Origin of the sequence: Campylobacter sp., from assembly GCF_052169515.1 — a bacterium.
Lineage (GTDB): Bacteria > Campylobacterota > Campylobacteria > Campylobacterales > Campylobacteraceae > Campylobacter_A.
In genome coordinates, this window is the sequence record NZ_JBQNCH010000008.1 from 51,401 (window position 1) to 70,767 (window position 19,367).

Sequence of the window (19,367 nt, forward strand, 5' to 3'; positions counted from 1 at the left end):
TATGATTCGCATTGCTATTGATGCTATGGGTGGTGATTTTGGCGCAGACCCAATAATATCTGGTGTTATTGAAGCGCTAAAAGAGACAGAATTTAAAGCTATATTAGTTGGCGATAGCAATGCCATAAAACCACTCATTCCACAACCTTACTTAAAAAATATCGAATTTTTAGAGGCTTCAGAAGTTATTTCTATGTCAGATAGTGCAACTGATGCATTAAAAAGAAAAGATAGTACAATTTACAAAGCAATAGAGCTTTTAAGAAACAAAGAAGTTGATGCTGTCGTTTCTGCTGGTCATAGTGGTGCTACAATGAGCTTAGCTACACTAAGAGTTGGTAGATTAAAAAATGTTTCTCGCCCAGCTATCGCAACACTTATGCCCAATTCAAAGGACTCTGCAACCTTAGTTTTGGATGTCGGTGCAAATGTTGATTGTAAAAGCGAGCACTTATTTCAATTTGCCATAATGGGGGAAGCTTATGCAAAAGAAATTTTGTGTAGAAAAGAGCCAAAAGTTGGACTTTTATCAAATGGCGAGGAAGAAAGCAAAGGCAATGAGGTTAGCAAAGAAGCCTTTAAACTAATTTCTAGACTTGATAGCTTTGTTGGCAATGCAGAGGGTAACCAAATTTTTGATGGCAGCATAGATGTCATGGTTTGCGATGGTTTTATGGGAAATATTCTTTTAAAAACTAGCGAAGGTGTTGCTGATGCGATAGGCAAGATAATCAAAAAACAAGTCAAAAAATCGCCTCTTGCTATGGCTGGTTCAGTACTTATGAAAAAAGTATTTAAGACTCTTAAAAAACAAGTAAGCTATGATGAGTACGGTGGCGCGCCTCTTCTTGGTGTAAATGGTTGCGTCATTATAAGCCACGGCAAGAGTAATTCAAAAGCCATAAAAAATGCCACCTTTCAAGCAATCAAATTTGCCAATTCAAATATAAATAAAGTCATTGAAGAAGAACTTTCACACTTTGCAAGGTAAAATATGCCAAAAGCTTCGTTAATATCTATCGCATCTTATGTTCCAGAAAAAGTTATGACAAATTTTGACTTTGAAAAAATAGTTGAAACAAGTGATGAATGGATAGTTAAGCGAACTGGAATCAGGCAAAGGCATATTGCGACAAATGAAATAACGAGTGATCTTGGCACTAAGGCTGCCGAGATAGCTATAAAGCGTGCTGGCCTTGATAAATCAGATATTGATGCGATAATATGTGCCACAATATCGCCTGATCATCTTTGCATGCCATCAACTGCTTGCAAAATAGCTGCAAATTTAGGTCTAAATTACGGTATCACAGCATTTGATATAAGTGCAGCTTGCACAGGTTTTATCTATCTTTTAGAACTTGCAAATTCTCTTATCATGAGTGGTGCCAAGAAAAATATTTTAATAATAGGGGCTGAGAAATTAAGCTCAATTATTGATTATACTGATAGAAGCACTTGCATACTTTTTGGCGATGGTGCCGGTGCGGCTATAATTAGTGCAAGTGAAGAAAATGAGATTATTGATATTCACACAGCAAGCGATGGCAAACAAGCCGAGCTTTTAATAACACCAGGGTGCGGAAGTGCCTTCCCAGCTAACGAAGAAATGCTAAAAAATAGACTAAATTTTATCCACATGAGTGGAAATGAGGTTTTTAAAATAGCAGTTCAAACACTTAGCAAAAGTGTTATAGAAATTCTACACGCAAACAAAATGCAAAGTAGCGATGTTGACTTTTTTATACCGCATCAAGCAAATATAAGAATAATAGATGCAGTAAAAGATAGGCTAAATTTTAAAGATGAACAGTGCGTTTTAACTGTCGCCAAGTATGGCAATACAAGCTCTGCGTCAATTCCAATGGCAATAAATGATGCCTATGAAGAGGGTCGTATAAAAAATGGATCGATCTTACTTTTAGATGCATTTGGTGGTGGTTTTACTTGGGGATCAGCGATTCTAAAATTTGGCGGAAAAAATTTTAGTGACCTATAATCACATCTAGAATTTAACCATATCTTTCACAAAATCTTAAAACCCATTTCTTGTTTGAAAGTCATGCAACGATTTTTATTTATAATGCTTTTTAATTTAACTCACTATAATACATATGTGTCTAAATAAATTTTTATCTATACTTTGAAAAATAGACATTCTTTACTTTCTTTAAATTTTTAAAATATATTTAAACTAAATTTAATTTAGTATAGATATAATTTCGCAATCAATAAAATTTATTATTAAGGAGAACAAATGTTAGTAACAAAAAAAGCACCTGATTTTACAGCTGCAGCAGTTTTAGGAAACAATCAAATCGTAAATGATTTTAATCTTTATAAAAATATTGGCGAAAAGGGTGCAGTTGTATTCTTCTATCCAATGGACTTTACTTTTGTTTGCCCAAGTGAAATTATCGCATTTGACAAAAGATATGACGAGTTTAAGTCACGTGGTATCGAAGTTATTGCGGTTTCATGCGACAACCAATTTTCTCACTTTGCATGGAAAGAGACTCCAGTAAACAAAGGTGGTATTGGTAAAGTTCGTTTCCCTATCGTAGCTGACATGACAAAATCAATAGCTCGCGGATTTGACGTACTTCTAGAAGACGCTGGCGTAGCTCTTCGTGGTTCATTCCTACTAGACAAAGACGGCACAGTTCGCCACGCAGTAGTAAACGATCTTCCACTTGGCAGAAATATTGACGAGATGATAAGAATGGTTGACACTATGCTATTTACAAATGAGCACGGCGAAGTTTGCCCAGCTGGTTGGCATAAAGGTGATGCTGGTATGAAGCCAAGCACAGATGGTGTTGCTGATTACCTTTCACACAACGAAAGCAAATTATAATTCAAAAATTTCTAGGCAGCTTTGCCTAGAAATTTTCTCTCTCTACATATTTCTGCATATTTAAATATTTTTTTAATATAACTTTCTATATTATAGTAAAAACTTTAACTAATAACTTTCCGGAGACCCAATGGATTTTAAGGGCAGGCAAGAGCTTGTAATGAATTGCGAAGATAGCATTCTCAAATTAAGAGCTAAATTTATCGACGATGGTATTAAATTTTGTAGACAACTAACCTTTATTGTGCCACACGATCAAGTAAAAATTTGTCTTGAAAATATCTTTGATACGCTGCTTATCCAAATACCAAATTTCCAACAACTGCAAGACGACTTAAATAATCTAATCCCAAAATCAAATACAAAAGATGAGTTGGTAAATTTTTTACTTTTAAATTTGATACTAAGCTTTAGTCGCTCTTGCGACAATAGCACCTTTGTGGGCTATTTTGTAAACGCTGTTTCAAGAATGAAAGAGATCTTATGTAGCAGCAAAGGTAGTCAAGAAACTGCAGTAAAAACCATGATTGATACTGGAATGTTTTTCTACGAAGATCCGATCAACACATTTACTCGCATGAAAAACGCCAAGGTAAAGCCAGAATTTTTAAATTTATACGACGGGCTTAATATAAAGTACGAAGCTGAAATTTTAGAAGTTAAAGAAGATAGCGTCGTCTTTCGTGTAGATATGATGCAAATTTTAGCTATGAAGCAAGATGGTAAAGGCTTCATTTTACCAAACAGCTTTTTTTCGAAACCATTATGTGCTGATATTGTTAATTATAATATAGTTAATAAAGGCGTCACTCTTTCAAATTTCTTACGAAATACATCGATGTATGCGTACAAAAGGAAATTTCAACGAATCTTGCCAAATCGTTTTACGAAAATTTTTATTAAGGGCAAACAAGGCAATCTTGAAGGTAGCCTTTATGATATTTCTGAAGGCGGCATAAGCGTACTAAGCTCACAAACTACAAATTTTCAACACGGAGAAGAGGTAGAAGCGAATTTCGATATTTTGATGGAACCAGATAAATCAAAAAGTGTATCTTTGAAACTAAAGCTTGTTACAGAATTAGCATATAAAGGCTATATCAGATACTGCTTGGAGCTTACCAAAGATGATGAAACAATAAAAGATTTCACACAAAGACGTATCAAAGAGACACTTGATGAGCTCCGCTCACGCATAAATTTATACGAGTAAGGCAATCAGTGAAAACAATACAAGAAAATTTAAAGCTTTTTTATATCGGATTAAAAGACAAAGAGCCATTTTTATATAAAAATAAAGACCTAACTACTCATGCTGCTATCATAGGTATGACCGGAAGTGGCAAGACAGGCCTTGGTATCACACTTTTAGAAGAGGCTTGTATAGATAATATCCCCTCTATAATAATCGATCCAAAAGGCGACATCACAAACTTAGCTCTCACTTTTCCACAGATGAAAACAGAGGATTTTTTACCATATGTTGATGAAAACGAAGCAGCCAATAAAGGTCAAAGTATCGAAGAATTTGCCACCAGTCAAGCGCAGATGTGGAGAAATGGCATTGAGTCAAGCTTTCAAGATCTTGAGAGAGTTAAAATTTTAAAAGAAAGTGCTGATTTTAATATCTACACTCCAAAAAGTTCAGCTGGTATCGGAGTGGCGCTACTGAGCGATTTTATTTGTCCAGATATAGCCGATGAAGAAATTTTTAGCAACTATATAAGTTCTCTTGCAGCTTCAGTATTATCACTAATAGGGATAAATTCTGAAGATATGAATTCAAAAGAACAGCTTCTTATTTCAAGTATCTTTGAGACCAAATTTAGAGATAAAAAAGATGTAGGTATTGAAGAGCTTATAAATTTCATTGCAAACCCTCCGCTTAAAAAGATAGGTGTTTTTGACATCGATACTTTCTATCCAAGTAGCGATAGATTAAAGCTTGCCATGAAGCTAAATGCATTGATCGCAAGTCCTAGTTTTAAGGGTTGGACGCAAGGCGTTAGGCTTGAGATCTCTAAAATGCTATTTGACAAAAACGGAAAAGCAAAGTGCAATATCTTTACAATCTCACATCTAAATGATGCCGAGAGAATGTTTTTTGTCACTCTTTTGCTAAATGAAATAATCGCCTGGATGAGAAGCACAGAGGGCACAAGCTCACTTAGAGCGATCCTTTATATGGATGAAATTTTTGGCTTTTTCCCACCAAACGCAAACCCACCTTCAAAAACACCGATGCTTACACTATTAAAGCAAGCTCGTGCATTTGGCCTTGGTTGTATATTGAGCACACAAAATCCGGTCGATCTTGACTATAAAGGCCTTAGTAACATTGGCACTTGGTTTATCGGTCGCCTACAAACAGCACAAGACAAAGCACGCGTTATAGACGGACTAAGCGGTATCGCTGGATCAAATCTAGATAAATCCTCGCTTGAAAATCTCATATCAAATTTAGCAAAAAGAAATTTTTTACTTAAAAACATAAACGAAGACGGACTAAACGTGATCTCTACGAGATGGGCGCTAAGCTATTTAAAAGGCCCACTTAGCCGCGAACAAATTTCAAATTTAATGAAAGATAAAAAAGAAAATTTAAGCGGTGAAAGTGTAGATAAAAGCGAGTTGAAATTTAGCATAAAACCTATCATTTCAAATGAGATCACACAACTCTACACCAGTTCAAAAAATCTTACACCAAATTTATTTGCAAGTGCAAAAGTCAGAATTTATGATGCAAAAAAAGGTATAGATAGCATTTGCGAAGTAAGCTATCTTTATGAACTAAACGAAAATGACAAAGAGCCAAACTGGAGCGATGCCAGTGAAGACCTGCATATTGATGCAAGTGAAGATGAGCCAAGCGGTGCAAGTTTTGCTACTGTTCCAAATTTCATAACGAGCGCTAAAAATTTTAACAGTATTGAAAAAGATTTCAAAGAGTATTTGTATAGAAATTTTAAATTTAATACCTTTGAGGCGATGGGGATTTATTCAAAAGACAATGAGTCAAAGGAGCAGTTTTTTATAAGACTTCAGGACAAGTGTAATGAAATTTTAGAAGAGCAAACCGCAAAGCTTACAGCTAAATTTGAAAAAGAGCAAAAAAACTTGCAAGATAAACTAAACAAAGCCTTGGCAAAGCTTGATAAAGAGCAAAAAGATATGACCACAAGTGGCCTTGATGCCGCTATAAATATCGGCGCAAGCATACTTGGGGCACTATTTGGCAACAAACTCTTATCTCGACAAAATGCCGGCAAGATCGCATCAAGTGCCAGAAGTGCAAACAAGGTTTTAAAAGAGAGAAGTGATGTCAAACTTAGCGAACAAAATGTAAATGATATAAATTTAGCCCTAAGTGAGCTTGAAGAGAAATTTTTAAAAGAAAGCGAAGAATTAAAAGAAGCAAATGATGTCAAAAATATTACGATAAATGAGACGCAAATTTCACCTAAGAAAAGTGATATCTATGACGAAAAAGTCGTGCTTTTGTGGAGATGATTTATAAAAGAATTAGTATTTTTTTACTATCATTCGCTCTTTAATTATAAAAGGTAATATATGCAAAATTTAATACTTTATGCTATTAGCTATCTGCTTGGCAGTATCCCATCAGGTCTAATACTCGCAAAAATTTTTGGTCACGTTGATATAAAAAACGAAGGTAGTAAGAGCATCGGTGCAACAAATGTTCTAAGAGTTTTAAAACAGACCAATCCAAAACTAGCCAAAAAACTTGCTATTTTGACTGTGGTTTGTGATGTGCTAAAGGGTATTTTGCCACTTATAGTTGCTTCGTCTTTGGGAGCTAGTCAAAGCGTACTTTGGACGATGGCGGTTTTAAGCGTAGTAGGACACTGTTTCTCAGTATTTTTAGGATTTCAGGGTGGCAAAGGTGTTGCTACTGGAGCTGGCGTGATAGCATTTTTCTTGCCAGTTGAGATTATTATCGCTTTAGTAGTTTGGTTTTTTGTTGGTAAATTTTTAAAGATTAGCTCGCTTGCCTCACTTTGTGCTTTGATAGCACTCATTGTCTCAAGCTTTGTGATCCATCCGGAGTTAGATGAAATTTACACGCATGCACCGCTTCTAATCATTGCATTTTTAGTAGTTTATAAACATATACCAAATATCGTTCGCCTAATATCTGGCAAGGAGCAAAAAGTCGTATGAAAAGTGAAATAACAACTATTATAAAAGATTATAAGTTCAAAACAGTTATTGGAATGCTTGACTTTGAGCGAGTAGGCAAGCAGGAAGTACAAGTAAATCTGGAAATTTGCTCAACTAGTTTTGTTGATTATATTTTAGTTATGGATTTTATAAATAGTTTTTATAATGAAAAAAAATTTCAAGGCGTTGAAGAGTCACTTGAGGCAACCTGCAAAGCATTAAAAGAGAAATTTAGCTCACTTACAAGCTTAAAAATGGAAATTTTAAAAACCGAAATTTTACCAAATGCGGTCGTCGGAGCAAAAATCAGCACTGTTTTTTAAAAATTTATTAAAGTATCTTGAAATGTTGCTTAATTTATGATACAATCGCCAATAAATTTTAGTTTAAGGAAATAAAATGCGTATTTTAATAGTAGAAGATGAAGTAACGCTAAACAAGACGATTGCTGAGGGCCTACAAGAGTTTGGCTATCAGACAGATAGCTCTGAAAATTTTAAAGATGCTGAGTACTATATAGGCATCAGAAACTATGACTTGGTTTTAACTGATTGGATGCTTCAAGATGGCGACGGTGTAGATCTTATAAATATCATCAAACACAAATCTCCACGCACTTCAGTTGTTGTACTTTCTGCAAAGGATGATAAAGAGAGCGAGATCAAAGCACTTAGAGCTGGCGCTGATGACTACATCAAAAAGCCATTTGATTTTGACATTTTAGTAGCTAGACTTGAAGCTAGACTACGCTTTGGTGGTACAAATATCATCAAAATAGACGAGCTCATCATCAATCCAGATGAAGAGAAAATCACATATTTAGGCCGCGATATTGAGCTAAAAGGCAAACCATTTGAGGTACTAACTCACCTTGCAAGACACTCAGATCAGATCGTATCTAAAGAGCAACTGCTTGACGCTATCTGGGAAGAGCCAGAGCTTGTAACTCCAAACGTTATCGAGGTTGCTATCAACCAAATTCGCCAAAAAATGGACAAGCCGCTAAATATTTCTACTATTGAAACAGTTAGAAGACGCGGATATAGATTTTGTTTTCCCAAAAAAGCTTAAGAAATAGATTTATATTACAATTAGCATCTGGTGCGATGATGCTAATTGTAGTTATTTCGGTGATGCTTTATCACTATATAAGAGTTACTGTTTTTCAAAGTGTTGTTAATGAACTAACCTATCAAGCAGAAGCTTACAAAAAAGATCCGCAAAATTTTAATCCTTCAAATTTAAAAACATTCACAATAGAAATACCCAATAAAACTCTAGCAACGATAGAGACAGGAGAGGCAAAAGAAAAAGAGACGTATGTAGTAATGCATAAATCAAAAAATCAAAGCACTACAATTTTAACAACAAGACTTAATGACGATAGTTACCTAAGTCTAGAAAAAGAAACTACACTCCAAAACCAGATAGTAGAAGAAATTTTTATAGATATTATAATCGTAAATGTCACGGCGATACTTTTTGTGCTTTTTTATGCACTATTTTTATCAAGAATGCTTTTAATACCTATAAAAATTTTAAGCTCAAAGCTTACAAATTTAGATGAAAAATTTCTACATGAGATTGATATAAAAAGCCTGCCAGATGAATTTTTACCACTTGGACACAGTATAAACAGACTAATCTCTCGTATACAAACATTTGTCCTATATCAAAAGGAGCTTTTTGTAGGTGTGGCGCACGAGCTAAAAACACCACTTGCCGTAATGAAAACAAAAAATGAAGTTACGCTTTTAAAACCGCGTGAGTGTGAAAAATATATTGAGGCTTTAAAGTCAAATAATGAAGCCATAAATGGCATGAATGCAATGATAAGCTCCATACTTGAGATCGGTAGACAAGAGGGAGCACAGTTTGAAGAGCCTGTAAGTATTGACATTATAGGATTTTTGAAAAAGCTTGCAAAAAACTATGATGTGCTTGCAAAAAGTGACGAAAAAAATATTGAATTAAACCTAGAACCAGAAATTTTAAACATAAAAATCCAAACTAGCCTACTAACTCACATCGTACAAAATTTTGTCCAAAATGCTATTAAATTTTCGCCAAAAAATAGCACTATCATAATAAACTCAAGGCTTTTAAAAAATAAATTCACTATTGAGGTGATAGACGAGGGTATAGGCATCGATGAGAGCAAAGATTTGTTTGCTCCATTTAAAAGATACGGCGACAAAGGTGGTGCTGGACTTGGATTATTTCTAGCTAAAGGTGCGGCACAAGCTCTTGGTGGCGAAGTAGATATTAAAAATAGAAATGATAGAAGCGGTGCAGTCGCAAGCCTAGTTTTAAATATAAAAGGATAAAAATGGCAAAGAGAACCGCAGTAATTGATCTTGGCTCAAATTCTATGCGTATGGCAATATTTGAGCGAACATCACGTTTGGCATTTTTTATACTAGCTGAATATAAAACAAAGGTACGTCTTGGAGAAGGCGGATATGGCTCAAACAATGAAATCTCAGAAATTTCAATGCAAAAAGCAATCAAAGCTTTTAGTGAATTTTCAAGCATTATCAAAAGCTACAAGTGCAACAAAGTACTATGTGTAGGCACCTCAGCGCTTAGGGACGCTCCAAATTCTGGTGTTTTGATCTCGCTTTTAAGAAAAAAACTGGGTATAAATTTAAAAGTAATAGACGGTAAAGAAGAGGCTACTTTTGGAGCAATCGCGGCAACAAATTTACTCCATAGGATCGACGAATGCGTCACTATCGACATCGGCGGTGGCTCAACTGAACTTGCTAGGATAAGCAAAGGCAAAATAGTCGATGTTCTTTCACTTGACATCGGTACCGTTAGGCTAAAAGAGCTTTTTTTTGATAAGAAAAATTTAAACAAACTGCCAAAATTTTTATCAGAGATTACAGCAAAGATAGATGAACGTTTTAAATGCCAAAATCTAATCGCTATCGGCGGTTCACTAAGAGCGATCTCAACAGCCATAATGAGCAAAAACTCATATCCACTTTCATCGCTCCATGGATTTTCGTACAAACTTAGCGATGAAGAGGCATACATCGATAACATCGCAAATGTGAGTGTGCTTGAGCTAAATAAATTTCCTATAAAAAAAGATAGATACGACACCATTAGAGAAGGTGCGCATATCTTTTTGGCGCTTGCCAAGGCGCTAAATGCCAAAAATATCATCACAAGCGGCGTTGGTGTAAGAGAGGGTGTGTTTTTAAAAGATTTTTTACGTCCAAGCCTTAAATTTCCACAAAATTTTAACCCAAGCATTAAAAGCTTGCAAGATCGCTTCATACTTTCCTGCAACAAGACTGTGTCAAGATATGCAAAAGATATATTTGTAGCACTTAAAAAGCTTCATGGACTAAATGATAACTATCTCGAGCCACTCTTAGTAGCTACAAAGCTATGCAATGTCGGTCAAGAAATTGGCTTTTATGGAGATCATAAAAATTCGGCATTTATCGTCTTAAATGCCTTAAACTATGGCTATTCTCATGAGCAAAAAACGCTAATTGCAACGATAATTGGCACAAATGGTAAAAAAAATATATATGAGTTTGAGAGATATAAAAATTTGCTTCCAAAAGCTGAGTGTGTGAGATGGCTGAGCTTCATACTCTCACTTGCAAAAGCACTTGATCTAACGTGCGAGAGATTAAATTTAAGCTTTGAATTTAGTGGTCATACCCTAAAAATAGAAGGCGCAAAAGAATTTGCCATGGCAAAAGAAGAGATAAAAAAGATCGCAAAACCTGAAATTTTTGCCATCTCGTTTGTGTAGATTTCAAATAAAATAAAATTCGAAAACTAGCAACAAGTATTAGCGTATCCCAAAACTAGTTGCCAATATACAATAAATGAAATTTTGAAATTTTATAGGTCTTAATGTAATCAAAAATTTATTTTAATCTTTAACCCCTAAAATTCTCCGCTCATCTTATCTTTGTAGTTATTTAAGCTATTTTTTCGCTCTTCCAGAAATGAGCTCAACTTTTTCTTGTTTTCTTCAAAAAATACAGCAAAATCTTGCTCGTTTTGGATCTTGTCCTCACCAAAGCTATCAAGCATCACATTTGAGCTACCAACTATCACTAAATAGCGCCTATTTTCATAGCTTAAAAGCATTAGTTTATTTGTGCGATCAAGATATTTTTCATAGATGATATTTACGCCACTATTTTGATTTTTAAGCAGCCAATTCATCGACTTGGTCTCATTTTGAGGTTGTCTTTGTAGCGTTTTAAATCCGCTAAAGTCATTGCTTTTTGAAGTAATATATTTTTTAAATATATATAAAAACACAAGAAGCGCTATAAGTATGCTTAAGACTATAAAATACCTTGAATCTATGCTTAACATAGGTTCTTCTTCAGTTTTTGGCATAGTAGCTGCCTCTATTTTTGCACTAGCTTGAGGCATATTTTGTATTTGAGGTTTTGTATTTTTTAGCGTTACACGAATACGCAGTCCAAAGCTATCAGTTGTCTTTGAGGCGTTTACAATAATAGCATCGTTTGAGCGCAAATTTAAAACTAGCGAGTTTTGCTTTGGCTCTATCTCTAGCTCTTGAATGATTTTTGAGTTTATATCCTTGCTAGTACTTTGATCATAACTTAGCGAATTTAATATCAAAGATGTCGTATTTTTTTCACGTTTTTGAAAGATATTTCCCTCATAAGGCGCATCAAAACTAAGCATAATATCAACCCTATCGTTACGTTCATAGATATTATAAGCTAGTAAGTTTGAAGCTAAAATTTGTGTTGCAAAAAGAAGCAAAGCTAATATAAATTTCATAAAAGCTCTTTTTTGAAGTATTGAATAACTGACTTTGAGTCCAAAATTTCATTTATCCTGATGGCTAAATTTTTCTCATAAACCATTACTTCGCCTTTTCCAAAAATTCTATTATTTATATACAACTCTACGCTCTCGCCAGCTGGTTTTTCAAGGTCTATAACCGATCCGGCTTCGAACTTTAAAAGATCGTTTATACTAACCGTAGTGGTTCCTAGCTCAGCTATAAAGTCAACACTGATATCTAAAAGCTCGTCATAGCTCTTAAAAAGCCCTAACTGCTCTAGTGTCTCTATCGCACTTTCTTCGCTCATTATATATCGTAGCCTATTTGAAATGTTCTATTTTTTATTTTATATATAAATTTCTCTTTTAGCTTTATGCCAAAATTTTCAACTTCACCCAAAAATTCAGGCGTTCCTAGTTTGTACGCATTTGGCTCTTTTTCGTTTAATAAATTTTTAGCTTTACCAATGATCTGATTGGCTATCTCTTTGCAAAGATCGTCTAAATCGCCACCATCAAAATCTTCGTGACCAAAAAAGGCATTCATGAAAATTTTTAAAGTATCTTTTTTAAAAAATAGATAAAAATGATACTCGCTTTTGTCTTTATAAACAGGTATGCTAGCCCCATAAAATCCCTTGCCAAGGCTTTTGCCAGCTTCTAAATCTAGCCCCAAAGTATCTTTACAAAGATAACTTGTAGCTTCGTCTATAAATTTTTTCATATCTCTTCCTTAAGACTCGAAATTGGTTCTCAATTATACTTTGGCTTTACTAAATTAGCTATAAATTTATTAAGCATTTTAAAAGAGTTTATCTATCTCTTTTATCAGATCTTTACCACTATATTCCGCAAAAAGCCTGACTATTTGCGTGCCGATTATCGCTCCATCAGCATACTTTTTTACTTCATTAACGTCATCTTTGTTTTTGATACCAAAGCCTACAGCCACTGGTAGATCGCTCTTTAGCTGAAGATCTAGAACTAATTTTTTTATCCTATCTTCATCAGCCCTCTTTGAGCCGCTAACGCCAATCGCGCCAAGAGCGTAAATAAATCCTGAGCCAAATTTTAAAATTCCATCCGCTCTGCCCCCAGAGGTGACGCTAATAAGTGGTATCAGGCTTAGATTTAGCTCCTTGCATTTTAGAGCAAACTCTTCACACTCCTCACAAGGCAGATCGGGCACGATAAAGCCGCTTACTCCAGCTTCAACCGATCTTTTGAGAAATTTATCAACGCCGTAAGCAAAGATGATATTAAAATAGACCAGAAAAACAAGTGGCTTTGTCACTTTTGCCTTGCAACTCTCAAGCATGTCAAAGACAACGTCAGTATTTACGCCGTTTTGCACCGTCTCAAAGCTAGCTTGTGCAATGAGTTTACCGTCAGCCAGCGGATCAGAGTAAGGGATGCCGATCTCTACTAGATCAAGCGTGCTCTCATCTAAATTTTCTAAAAAATCCTTCGTTTTTTCTAGGCTTGGATATCCAGCCACGATGTAGCCGATGTTTGCCTTTTTGCCGCTAAATGCGCTTTTTATCTTATCCATAAATTTTTCCTTTTTCGTAGCCGATAACTGTGTTTATGTCCTTATCGCCCCTGCCTGAGACGTTTACGACTATGACGCTTTTTTTATCTAGTTTTGGGCAAAGCTTTTCTAGATATGCCAGTGCGTGCGCGCTTTCGATGGCTGGGATGATACCCTCCATCTTACTTAAGAAATAAAGAGCGTTTATGCACTCATCGTCCATTACTGCTTCGTATCTTACCCTTTTAATGTCGTTTAGGTGAGCATGCTCTGGTCCGATGCCTGGGTAGTCTAAGCCTGCTGAGATGCTATGCACTGGCGAGATCATACCATACTCGTCTTGCAAGACCGTAGTTTTCATGCCGTGGATGATGCCAGTTTTGCCTTTGCTAAGCGTAGCTGCGTGATAAGGCGTCTCTATGCCAAGTCCGCCAGCTTCGATACCTACTAAATTTACGCTCTCATCGTCCAAAAATGCACTAAAAATTCCAATAGCATTACTGCCGCCGCCAACGCAGGCGATGACGTAGTCGGCCTTTTTGCCATACTCTGCAAGCTGAGCCTTGGCCTCGGTGCCGATGATACTTTGAAAGTCACGCACGATCTTTGGATATGGGTGCGGACCAACGGCTGAACCGATGACGTAAAATGCACTCTCTATCTCATTTACCCACGCCTGAATAGCCGCCGTAGTCGCCTCTTTTAGCGTTTTTAGACCGTCTTCTACGCTCACTACTTTTGCTCCAAGAAGCTGCATGCGAAAGGCATTTAGCTGCTGTCTAGCAACATCTGTAGCACCCATATACACGTCACACTCTAAGCCCAAAAGTGCCGCCGCAGTCGCTGTTGCCACGCCGTGCTGACCAGCTCCAGTCTCAGCTAAAATTTTCTTTTTGCCCATTTTTTTAGCAAGTAGCGCTTGAGCTAGGGCGTTATTTATCTTATGCGCGCCGGTGTGGTTTAGATCCTCTCTTTTTAGGTAAATTTCATGTCCGTAGTGCTCGCTCAGGCGCTTTGCAAAAAAGAGCGGACTAGGCCTGCCAACGTAGTTTTTAAGCAGATCATCAAGCTCGTCTTTAAACTCTTTTGTCTTTGCAATGCTAGCATAGGCGCTTTCTAGCTCATCAAGGGCAAACATCACCGTCTCAGGCACGAACTGCCCGCCAAATTTTCCAAAATATGCTTTACTATTCATCTTCTACCTCACCTATGATCTTTAAAATTCTCTCTATCTTTTGTGCGTCTTTTATGCCGTTTTCGTCCTCGACTTTTGAGTTGATATCGACTAGATATGGCTTAAATTTGAGCGCCTCTTTTATGTTGTGCTCGCCTATGCCCCCAGCCATGCCAAATTTAAATTTAACCTCTTTTAAAATTTCCCACTCAAAGCTAGTGCCGTTTCCGCCTGCATTTTCGCCCTTGCAGTCAAAAAGCGCCATGTCAAAATGTTTAAAATCAACCTCTGGCAAGCTATCTTTCACGCTAAAAACCTGCCAAATTTCTTGGCCCATATCTTTTAAATTTGCATACAAATTTTCACTGATTGCTCCATGCACCTGAGCTAAGTCAAGCTCTGCAAACTGGCAAATTTCCATTATCTCACAGTCGCTTTGCTCAGCAAAAACACCAACTACTTTTTTGCTCTTGCTGTGAGCAAATTTCGCTATCTGCCTAGCTAAATTTAGCTCGACCCTTCTTTTGCTTTTGGCAAATATTAGCCCGATAAAATCAACATCTAAAGCGCAAACCGCGCTTGCTTCATCTAGTGTTTTGATACCACAAATTTTAACTAGCGCCATTACGCTTGCGCCTTTATAAACTCTTCATAAAATTTATACGCTCTGCCGCTTTTTATCACTTCAAGCACCATATTTTTGGCTTCATCTAGGCTCTTTGCGCCATCAGCTGCATAAAGCGCAAACATCGCGTTAAAGACCACGATGTCAAATTTCGCCCCCTGCTCCTCGCCCTTTAGCGTGCGGATCAAAGTTTTGGCATTTTCTTCTGGTGTGCCGCCCTCTATGTCGCTGTGAAGCGCTCTTTTAAAGCCAAACTGCTCTGGTGTGATGCTGTATTCAAAAATTTCGCCATTTTTTAGCTCAACAACGCTTGTTTCACTGCAAAGAGTGATCTCGTCTAGTCCGTCATCACCGCGAACGACTAGAGCGTGCTTTCTGCCAAGGATCTTAAGCGTCTGGGCGTAGAGTTTTAAAACTGGCTTGTGATAGACGCCAACTAGCTGATTTGTAAGGTTTAAATTTGGATTTAAAAGCGGTCCAAGCACGTTAAACACGGTTCTTATGCCAAGTCTTTGGCGCACCTCTCTTACCTCGCCAACTAGTGGATGGAAAAATGGCGCGTGAAAAAAGGCTAAATTTTTATTTGCTAAATTTTTACGCTGTTTTGCCAGTGATTTTTCACTTTTTACGCCTAAAATTTCAAGCACATCAGAGCTGCCTGATTTGCTTGAGACGGCCTTGTTGCCGTGCTTTGCGACCTTTATACCAAGGCTTGCTAGGATAAAGGCGACCGTGGTTGAGATATTTATCGTCTTAAAGCCATCTCCGCCTGTGCCGCAAAGATCGATCATAGGCGTATCGTCGCGGTAAGTTTGTGAGTATTTTAGGATATTTTTCGCAAGCGCAGCGAGGCTTTTTGGATAGAGGCTCTTTTCGCTAATCAGCACCAAAAGGGCTGAAAGCTGCACGATCTCGTACTCTTTACTGGCTATTATCTCGCAAATTTGCTCAAAGTCGCTATCATCAAGTGGTATGCTCTCTTGAAGCTTGATAAGATATGGCTTAAGTGAGCGGATTTTAGGCTCTTTAACCTCATCTTTTGCTTGATAATTTACAAAATTTTCAACGATCTTTTTACCGTATTGCGTGAAGTAACTCTCAGGGTGAAACTGGATGCCAAAGATCGGCTTATCTTTTACGCTAAGTGCCATCACCACGCCATCATCACTTATAGCGTCAGCACTTAGACACTCTGGGAGCTCATCAACATAAAGTGAGTGGTAGCGCATAACCTCAAAGCGCTCAGGCAGACCTGAAAAAAGTGGCTCTTTATTTTTTACATCAATAAAAGATGTTTTGCCATGAAGTGGGTCACCTAGTCTTTTTATCTTTGCACCATAGCTTAGACCGATAGCTTGGTGTCCAAGGCAAATTCCAAGCACCGGCACACCAAGGTCGGCTTTTAGAATTTCTAAACAAACTCCGCTGTCTTGTGGATGCTTTGGCCCTGGACTTAAGATTATCTTACTTGGGTTTAGTTTTTTGATCTCATCAAGCGTGATCTTGTCATTTCTAACACATCTAACCTCTTCATCTGTAAGCTCTTTTACATATTGCTCAACATTAAAAACAAAACTATCGTAATTATCTATGAGTAAAATCAACCTATATCCTTTAAATTTAGCAGCGGTTGAGCCTTGCCTAAATTTCTATAAATTTAGGTAAAATTATAACTAAAAGAAAGTTTAATTAGGCTTTTGTGCGGCTTTCGTAGGCTTTTAAAAGTGAAAGCATGTCGACGTTTTCTAAATTTACACCAGTTGGTACGCCTTGAGCAATCTTGCTAAATGAAATTTCACTCATGCCAAGCTTGTCCTCGACGTAAAGCATAAGCGCGTCAGAATTTAATCCCGGCGTAAAGGCAAAAACGACCTCTTTTGAGCCATTTTGTTTGATCGCACTTCGCAGCCTCTCTATGGCATCCTCATCTATCTCGTCAAGCACGAAATAAAGGCCGTTGTAGATACCATTTTGCTCAAAGACTAGGATATCTTTTGGGCTCTCAACCAGTAATATAACCTCACTATCCCTGCTCTCATCGCTGCAAATATCACAAATTTCATTTTCACTTAGCCCACCACAACGCTCACAACGCTTAATAAATCTCACCGCATCTTCGATATTTTGAGCAAGTCTTAGCCCTGCAAAGCTATCTTGCATGCAGACAAAATAGGCAAACCTTGCGGCTGATTTTTTACCAACACCTGGCAACTTCGCAAAAGATTCAGTTAGCTCGTTAAATTTTTCTAAGCCTCTTTTCATGCTCGTTTTGCCTTTGATCTAAGTAAAATTTTAAATACGTGATAGCCTTCTTCATAGTCATACACAAGTTCAAATTTTTGCATCTGACAAATTTGCTCAATGATATAAAGTCCAAGCCCCATGCCACTTCCTGCGCTTACTTTATCGCCACGCACAAAAGCTTGTTTGTAGTAATCAATCGGATGATTTAGCTTTTTGCCTAAATTTTTAACCGCTATAAATTCGCTATCGCAGATTAAAATAGCCTTTTTATCCTCTGCGTATTTTAGGGCATTATCTATCAAATTTTTAATCGCCAAGCTAAAAAGCTGAAAATCCACTCTTAATATGACATCGTCCCTGATGTCGCAGCTCACTCGCTCTTCAAATTTATCAAGCATAAGCATATCTTGTACTTGCTCTAATATAAGTGAAAAATGGCACTCTTGGTAGTTTAGTGCGTAGCTTTTAGAAAGGAGCTGCTCAACTTTACTAAATTCATTTATCAGCATCTCAAGTCGCTCAAATACATTGATAAGTCTCATCTTTTGAGTCTCGTTTACGACCATCTCAGAAACGATCCTGCCCTTGCCAATAGGCGTCTTTAGCTCATGCATAATCGCACGCAAAAATAGCTGCCTTGAGCGGATGAGTTCTCTTATCTTACAAACGGCATTATCAAACTCCACTGCGACCTGACCGATCTCATCTTGCTCGTTTTCATTTAGTTTAGCCGTCATCGCCATTTCCATATTTCCACTGGCAAATTTCCTAATGTCTTTACTAAGCCTTCTAAGCGGCGAAAGACTTCTAAGAACAGAAACATAAAGTGAGATGAGAAGGGCCGAAACTATCAAAAATGCGACCCAAAGTGGATCATTTACGTGTCTTGCGTCGTTACTTTCAAGAAGTAGCTGAAAAGATGGATTTTTAATAAGCAGATACAAATCGCCTTTATAATTAACCGACTGGACTATACCAAGAGGTGTGTGTTGCGTAAAAATAACGGTTCCATTTGTAGCAACAGATGTAGCCAAATTTTTATTTCCGACATATTCTAGGTAAAAATTTTTAAAATAGTGCTCTAAATCCCTTGGTGGATTTCCACGTTCATAGAGTGCAACAAGGTAGTTCATTGCGCTTATTTGCCTATCCTTTAGCTTTTCTAAAGCACTTTCTTGCTGAATGTTTGCAAAAGTTACAAAGAGCAAACACATCAGCGAGAAAGCGATGGCAAAGATAATGGTTGTTTTAGTCGTTATGGAGTATTTCATCCGATAAGCTTATATCCTATACCTCTTACTGAAAATATATGCTTTGGTGCTTTTGAACTATCTCCGATCTTTGTTCTAAGGCGTCCGATAATGACATCTAAACTCTTTGAGTCTTTATCTTTTAGGCTTTTGCAGTTATAAACTAACTGTTCACGAGAGACTGAAAAACTGTGTTGTTTGATAAGATATGTCAAAATTTCATACTCAGCTGGCGTAAGAGCTAATGGCTCATTGTTAAAATAAATTTCGTGACGTTTATCATCGATCCTAAATGCGCTATCAACAACCTCTTCTTGTACTTCATTTGTCTTTTTATATCTTCTTATAAGACTTGTGATACGAGCATACATCTCTTTTGGATCATATGGTTTTGGCAGATAGTCGTCCGCACCAAGCTGAAGGCCAACGACCTTGTCGCTAATGTCACTGCGAGCTGAGCTTATAATAATAGGAATGTCGTATTTTTGGCGAATTTCTTTACAAACCTCAAGACCGTCTATGCCTGGCAAAGTAAGGTCAAGTATAAGTAGGTCGTAGTTTTTAATCCCTGCACTAAGTCCCAAATATGGGTCTTCAAAATTCGTAACTTTTATATTAAAACTATCAAGATATTCAGATAAAATTTGAGCAAATTCTGGATCGTCTTCTATCATTAAAACATTTATCATACATATTCCTTTTCA

Annotated in this window: 20 protein-coding genes; 10 read left to right on the forward strand and 10 right to left on the reverse strand. The window is 36.9% G+C overall.

The window, feature by feature from the left end; genetic code table 11:
- Position 1 precedes the first annotated feature (1 nt).
- The 10 genes from plsX to ACTTKV_RS04070 all read left to right on the forward strand — a co-directional run bounded on the left by plsX (position 2) and on the right by ACTTKV_RS04070 (position 10,817).
- Positions 2–991, forward strand: a complete 990-nt coding sequence (plsX, locus tag ACTTKV_RS04025; RefSeq protein ID WP_442549364.1) for a phosphate acyltransferase PlsX — start codon at positions 2–4, stop codon at positions 989–991.
- 3 nt (positions 992–994) lie between these two features.
- Positions 995–1,999: a beta-ketoacyl-ACP synthase III gene (locus ACTTKV_RS04030; protein ID WP_442549365.1), complete on the forward strand. Its 1,005-nt coding sequence runs from the start codon at positions 995–997 to the stop codon at positions 1,997–1,999.
- Between the two features lie 258 nt (positions 2,000–2,257).
- Positions 2,258–2,857 (forward strand): peroxiredoxin, encoded by a 600-nt coding sequence (locus ACTTKV_RS04035; RefSeq protein ID WP_442549366.1) that lies wholly within the window; start codon positions 2,258–2,260, stop codon positions 2,855–2,857.
- Between the two features lie 130 nt (positions 2,858–2,987).
- Positions 2,988–4,070: a PilZ domain-containing protein gene (locus ACTTKV_RS04040; RefSeq protein WP_442549367.1), complete on the forward strand. Its 1,083-nt coding sequence runs from the start codon at positions 2,988–2,990 to the stop codon at positions 4,068–4,070.
- An 8-nt stretch (positions 4,071–4,078) separates the two neighbouring features.
- Entirely contained in the window at positions 4,079–6,367 is a 2,289-nt protein-coding gene (locus ACTTKV_RS04045) for a helicase HerA domain-containing protein (RefSeq protein WP_442549368.1), read from the forward strand.
- Positions 6,368–6,427: 60 nt separating this feature from the next.
- Positions 6,428–7,039, forward strand: coding sequence for a glycerol-3-phosphate 1-O-acyltransferase PlsY (plsY, locus tag ACTTKV_RS04050; RefSeq protein ID WP_442549369.1), 612 nt, complete (start codon positions 6,428–6,430; stop codon positions 7,037–7,039).
- Positions 7,036–7,362, forward strand: a complete 327-nt coding sequence (locus ACTTKV_RS04055; protein WP_442549370.1) for a dihydroneopterin aldolase — start codon at positions 7,036–7,038, stop codon at positions 7,360–7,362. Before plsY ends, ACTTKV_RS04055 begins: the two co-directional genes overlap by 4 nt.
- A gap of 76 nt (positions 7,363–7,438) precedes the next feature.
- On the forward strand, positions 7,439–8,110 hold the full coding sequence (hsrA, locus tag ACTTKV_RS04060; RefSeq protein WP_002942555.1) for a homeostatic response regulator transcription factor HsrA: 672 nt from the start codon (positions 7,439–7,441) through the stop codon (positions 8,108–8,110).
- Between the two features lie 35 nt (positions 8,111–8,145).
- Positions 8,146–9,366 (forward strand): sensor histidine kinase, encoded by a 1,221-nt coding sequence (locus ACTTKV_RS04065; RefSeq protein WP_442549371.1) that lies wholly within the window; start codon positions 8,146–8,148, stop codon positions 9,364–9,366.
- A 2-nt stretch (positions 9,367–9,368) separates the two neighbouring features.
- Positions 9,369–10,817 (forward strand): Ppx/GppA phosphatase family protein, encoded by a 1,449-nt coding sequence (locus ACTTKV_RS04070; protein ID WP_442549372.1) that lies wholly within the window; start codon positions 9,369–9,371, stop codon positions 10,815–10,817.
- A 137-nt stretch (positions 10,818–10,954) separates the two neighbouring features.
- On the opposite strand, the gene ACTTKV_RS04075 is transcribed toward ACTTKV_RS04070, so the two are convergent.
- From ACTTKV_RS04075 to ACTTKV_RS04120, 10 genes are all read right to left on the reverse strand, one after another.
- Positions 10,955–11,833 (reverse strand): excinuclease ABC subunit A, encoded by an 879-nt coding sequence (locus ACTTKV_RS04075; protein ID WP_442549373.1) that lies wholly within the window; start codon positions 11,831–11,833, stop codon positions 10,955–10,957.
- The gene (gene fliN / locus ACTTKV_RS04080; protein WP_442549374.1) at positions 11,830–12,147 is read right to left on the reverse strand and encodes a flagellar motor switch protein FliN; all 318 of its coding nucleotides are present in this window, start codon (positions 12,145–12,147) and stop codon (positions 11,830–11,832) included. Before fliN ends, ACTTKV_RS04075 begins: the two co-directional genes overlap by 4 nt.
- Positions 12,147–12,563, reverse strand: coding sequence for a restriction endonuclease (locus ACTTKV_RS04085; protein ID WP_442549375.1), 417 nt, complete (start codon positions 12,561–12,563; stop codon positions 12,147–12,149). The genes fliN and ACTTKV_RS04085 overlap by 1 nt, the downstream gene beginning before the upstream one ends.
- Positions 12,564–12,641: 78 nt before the next feature.
- The gene (gene trpA / locus ACTTKV_RS04090) at positions 12,642–13,391 is read right to left on the reverse strand and encodes a tryptophan synthase subunit alpha (RefSeq protein ID WP_442549376.1); all 750 of its coding nucleotides are present in this window, start codon (positions 13,389–13,391) and stop codon (positions 12,642–12,644) included.
- Entirely contained in the window at positions 13,384–14,565 is a 1,182-nt protein-coding gene (gene trpB / locus ACTTKV_RS04095) for a tryptophan synthase subunit beta (RefSeq protein ID WP_442549377.1), read from the reverse strand. Before trpB ends, trpA begins: the two co-directional genes overlap by 8 nt.
- Positions 14,558–15,169: a phosphoribosylanthranilate isomerase gene (locus ACTTKV_RS04100; RefSeq protein WP_442549378.1), complete on the reverse strand. Its 612-nt coding sequence runs from the start codon at positions 15,167–15,169 to the stop codon at positions 14,558–14,560. Before ACTTKV_RS04100 ends, trpB begins: the two co-directional genes overlap by 8 nt.
- Positions 15,169–16,773 (reverse strand): anthranilate phosphoribosyltransferase, encoded by a 1,605-nt coding sequence (gene trpD / locus ACTTKV_RS04105; protein WP_442549379.1) that lies wholly within the window; start codon positions 16,771–16,773, stop codon positions 15,169–15,171. Before trpD ends, ACTTKV_RS04100 begins: the two co-directional genes overlap by 1 nt.
- Positions 16,774–16,858: 85 nt before the next feature.
- On the reverse strand, positions 16,859–17,431 hold the full coding sequence (recR, locus tag ACTTKV_RS04110; protein ID WP_009294391.1) for a recombination mediator RecR: 573 nt from the start codon (positions 17,429–17,431) through the stop codon (positions 16,859–16,861).
- Positions 17,428–18,684, reverse strand: coding sequence for an ArsS family sensor histidine kinase (locus tag ACTTKV_RS04115; protein WP_442549380.1), 1,257 nt, complete (start codon positions 18,682–18,684; stop codon positions 17,428–17,430). The genes recR and ACTTKV_RS04115 overlap by 4 nt, the downstream gene beginning before the upstream one ends.
- Positions 18,681–19,352: a response regulator transcription factor gene (locus ACTTKV_RS04120; RefSeq protein ID WP_442549381.1), complete on the reverse strand. Its 672-nt coding sequence runs from the start codon at positions 19,350–19,352 to the stop codon at positions 18,681–18,683. Before ACTTKV_RS04120 ends, ACTTKV_RS04115 begins: the two co-directional genes overlap by 4 nt.
- Positions 19,353–19,367 lie beyond the last annotated feature (15 nt).

Bases quoted from the DNA above. Each gene is read 5' to 3' on its own strand.
- plsX (WP_442549364.1), top strand. From the start codon at position 2: ATGATTCGCATTGCTATTGATGCTATGGGTGGTGATTTTGGCGCAGAC.
- ACTTKV_RS04030 (WP_442549365.1), top strand. From the start codon at position 995: ATGCCAAAAGCTTCGTTAATATCTATCGCATCTTATGTTCCAGAAAAA.
- ACTTKV_RS04035 (WP_442549366.1), top strand. From the start codon at position 2,258: ATGTTAGTAACAAAAAAAGCACCTGATTTTACAGCTGCAGCAGTTTTA.
- ACTTKV_RS04040 (WP_442549367.1), top strand. From the start codon at position 2,988: ATGGATTTTAAGGGCAGGCAAGAGCTTGTAATGAATTGCGAAGATAGC.
- plsY (WP_442549369.1), top strand. From the start codon at position 6,428: ATGCAAAATTTAATACTTTATGCTATTAGCTATCTGCTTGGCAGTATC.
- ACTTKV_RS04055 (WP_442549370.1), top strand. From the start codon at position 7,036: ATGAAAAGTGAAATAACAACTATTATAAAAGATTATAAGTTCAAAACA.
- hsrA (WP_002942555.1), top strand. From the start codon at position 7,439: ATGCGTATTTTAATAGTAGAAGATGAAGTAACGCTAAACAAGACGATT.
- ACTTKV_RS04065 (WP_442549371.1), top strand. From the start codon at position 8,146: ATGATGCTAATTGTAGTTATTTCGGTGATGCTTTATCACTATATAAGA.
- ACTTKV_RS04070 (WP_442549372.1), top strand. From the start codon at position 9,369: ATGGCAAAGAGAACCGCAGTAATTGATCTTGGCTCAAATTCTATGCGT.
- ACTTKV_RS04075 (WP_442549373.1), bottom strand. From the start codon at position 11,833: ATGAAATTTATATTAGCTTTGCTTCTTTTTGCAACACAAATTTTAGCT.
- fliN (WP_442549374.1), bottom strand. From the start codon at position 12,147: ATGAGCGAAGAAAGTGCGATAGAGACACTAGAGCAGTTAGGGCTTTTT.
- ACTTKV_RS04085 (WP_442549375.1), bottom strand. From the start codon at position 12,563: ATGAAAAAATTTATAGACGAAGCTACAAGTTATCTTTGTAAAGATACT.
- trpA (WP_442549376.1), bottom strand. From the start codon at position 13,391: ATGGATAAGATAAAAAGCGCATTTAGCGGCAAAAAGGCAAACATCGGC.
- trpB (WP_442549377.1), bottom strand. From the start codon at position 14,565: ATGAATAGTAAAGCATATTTTGGAAAATTTGGCGGGCAGTTCGTGCCT.
- ACTTKV_RS04100 (WP_442549378.1), bottom strand. From the start codon at position 15,169: ATGGCGCTAGTTAAAATTTGTGGTATCAAAACACTAGATGAAGCAAGC.
- recR (WP_009294391.1), bottom strand. From the start codon at position 17,431: ATGAAAAGAGGCTTAGAAAAATTTAACGAGCTAACTGAATCTTTTGCG.
- ACTTKV_RS04115 (WP_442549380.1), bottom strand. From the start codon at position 18,684: ATGAAATACTCCATAACGACTAAAACAACCATTATCTTTGCCATCGCT.
- ACTTKV_RS04120 (WP_442549381.1), bottom strand. From the start codon at position 19,352: ATGATAAATGTTTTAATGATAGAAGACGATCCAGAATTTGCTCAAATT.